This window comes from Arminella tubonensis, from assembly GCF_003240585.1.
Classification (GTDB): Bacteria; Pseudomonadota; Alphaproteobacteria; order Rhizobiales; family Rhizobiaceae; genus Rhizobium; species Rhizobium tubonense.
The window spans coordinates 1-2,446 of record NZ_PCDP01000015.1; the positions used below are offsets into that span (position 1 = coordinate 1).

The 2,446-nt window shown below is 57.6% G+C and carries 2 protein-coding genes and 2 pseudogenes; 1 reads left to right on the forward strand and 3 read right to left on the reverse strand.

Annotation, left to right across the window (positions count from 1 at the left end):
• Positions 1-262, forward strand: a pseudogene (locus tag CPY51_RS06300) (IS5/IS1182 family transposase); the annotation flags it as partial.
• Between the two features lie 33 nt (positions 263-295).
• On the opposite strand, the gene CPY51_RS06305 reads toward CPY51_RS06300, so the two are convergent.
• The 3 genes and pseudogenes from CPY51_RS06305 to CPY51_RS06315 all read right to left on the reverse strand — a co-directional run.
• The gene (locus CPY51_RS06305; protein WP_195909438.1) at positions 296-682 is read right to left on the reverse strand and encodes a DUF488 domain-containing protein; all 387 of its coding nucleotides are present in this window, start codon (positions 680-682) and stop codon (positions 296-298) included.
• 63 nt (positions 683-745) lie between these two features.
• Entirely contained in the window at positions 746-1,708 is a 963-nt protein-coding gene (locus CPY51_RS06310) for an aldo/keto reductase (protein ID WP_111159446.1), read from the reverse strand.
• Positions 1,709-1,873: 165 nt separating this feature from the next.
• A pseudogene (locus CPY51_RS06315) lies at positions 1,874-2,293 on the reverse strand (EmrB/QacA family drug resistance transporter); the annotation flags it as partial.
• Between the last annotated feature and the right edge of the window lie 153 nt (positions 2,294-2,446).

Genomic DNA, 2,446 nt, shown 5'->3' on the forward strand with positions numbered 1-2,446 from the left:
TCAACCTCCAAGCCAAAGGGATCTGCATATCGCCGCGATCAGCAGAGACGGCCGGATGAATTGGCAAGCTTCCACCGGATACGGTAAGCGCGCGCGGGTCGAGACCGCCATCGGACGCTACAAATCGGTCATCGGACCGCGTCTGCGGGCTCGGTCGTTTCTCGCTCAGCAGACGGAGGTAGCCACCGGCTGCGCCGTCCTCAACCGCATGCTTGCCTGTGCGCGCCCGAAATCCCTTCGCCGTAAGGCAAAGGCAGCTTAGATCACGCCATCAAAGACCGAGTTCCGCAATCCTTCAGATCCGCGCACCAACGCCGATCGTGAGCACTCGGCCTGGCGATATTCGTTGATGAACTGGGGCCGCCAGGCATTGAACTTTACTCCGGCTTCGAAGGCGCTCGATACCGTCCCGGAAAGCTTGGGACATCGCATAGTCGGCGTAATTATGAAAACTTTCATTGATCCAGAATCCGTTCGTCGCCAACCCCGACTTCATGGCTTCGAGCGCGCAGTCCCCCGAGTTCTGGAAATTGTTTGTATCCGATCCCAAGGACTTTAAGCCGCCGGCAAAGGTGTCAATATTAAATTGCGGATTGGCGCGTGATCGCGGGACCGTTCGAACGTCAATGACCAGCGATATCTTGGACGCTTTGACAATGCCGGCAAACGCTTCCAGCCCCAAGGTTGAATGTCCGATGGTATAGATCTCCGACTCATGCGAACGGCACACTTCGACCCCAGGATTTTAAGCGTTACCCGTCGAAACCGATGACTGTTTTTCATTCACTCTCGGAATAAAGCCGGGCACGCCGGTATCGACGACGCCATTGAACCGGACATTTGTGGTTATCTTGTCTCGTATTTCTCGCATGGCATCGTCGGGTAAAGTGGAAATTTCAATGTTCTCCGCGATGCGCCGGGGTGTGACCGAGGTGGTCAGGAAAGCGGTGCCGCGCTGCACGGCCCAGGCCAGCAGGACTTGCGCGGGCGTCTTGTTGAGGCGTTGTGCAATTTTCACGATGACTGGATCTTCCAGCACCTTCGGGTCCATGCCGTGTCCAAGAGCCGCGAAAGCCAGCACGACGATCCCCTGCTCCTGACAGTACTCGAGCAATTCCCATTCGGGCAGATATGGATGAGATTCCACCTGGACTATCGCCGGCTTGATGCGGGCGCCGGCGACGATCTCTTTCAGTTTTTCGAGATTGACATCAGACAACCCGATCGCCTTGCATCGACCCTCGTCTACCAGGGCTTCGAGTGCGTGCCAGGTTTCGATCAGCTTCACGCCGGGGTCGTAGATGACATGACCGAACTCGTCCCTTGGGTCTTGTTCCTCGCCGGGCAGAAACGCAAATGGCGTGTGGATGAGATAAGCATCGACATAGTCGAGTTGCAGCCGCTTGAGGCTTGCCTCAAAGGCCGGCTTCACGCGCTCCGGGCGGTGATTGGTGTTCCACAACTTCGTCATGAGGAACACGTCTTCACGCTTGCATGTCCCGGCTTCGAACGCCTCCTTCATCGCCTCGCCGACGGCTTTTTCGTTGCGGTATCGCTCGGCGCAATCGAATTGCCTAAATCCGACTTCCAGTGCGGTCCTGGTAGCCTGTTTGGTCGCGTCCGCATCGGGGATCAGCGTCCCGAACCCGACGGCGGGGATCGCGCTCGATCCATTGTTAAGCGGAATCTTTTTGTTGCGAAGTGACATGACGGTATTCCTTCATTTACAGCGATCACCGGGACCTCCAGCGTTCACCCGTTCTGTGGGACGATGAGCGAGAGAGAAGAGCACGTCCATTATCCAATGGTGTCGATCCATTCGGCATGCTGAAGCGGAGGTGCTCGTGAATCTGTCTTCGATGTGGCCAGGCGTTCAGTGAGCCCCGCCGCCGGACAGTTGACCGGGTTTCTTGAGGAGCAGAGAGGCGAGAAGGGCGACCACCAGTCCCATGCCGAGCAGGAAGAAGGTGTCGCTGAAGGCCATGATATTTGCCTGCCTGCGCAGATTGAGAGCGATCGCAACCACGGCCTTGTGGGTGGCTGTCGCCTGGTCGCTGACGCCATGGCTCATGAAGTAGGCGGCAAGCTTTGCAACGCGGTCGCGAGTGGCCTCCTCGAACACGGAGACGGAGTTGGTCAGGATGTTCGAGTGGAACTGCTCGCGCTTCGACAGGAAGGTCTGCAGCGAGGCGATGCCCACCGCACCACCGAGGTTGCGCATCATGTTGAAGAGGGCGGATGCCGACCCCGCATTTTCCTGTTCGATACCAGCGGCGGCGATCGCCGACAGTGGCGTGAGATGGCCGCCACTGCTGCTGTTTTGGTCGTCTGGTTGCTGTTTGCTACGATCTGGAGCGTGGCCATGACTCTTCTCCTTCCGGCTCTGCGGAAAACATTCTCATGCCATTGATGGGGTGATAATCGAGGAAGGGAGGGAAGGATTATC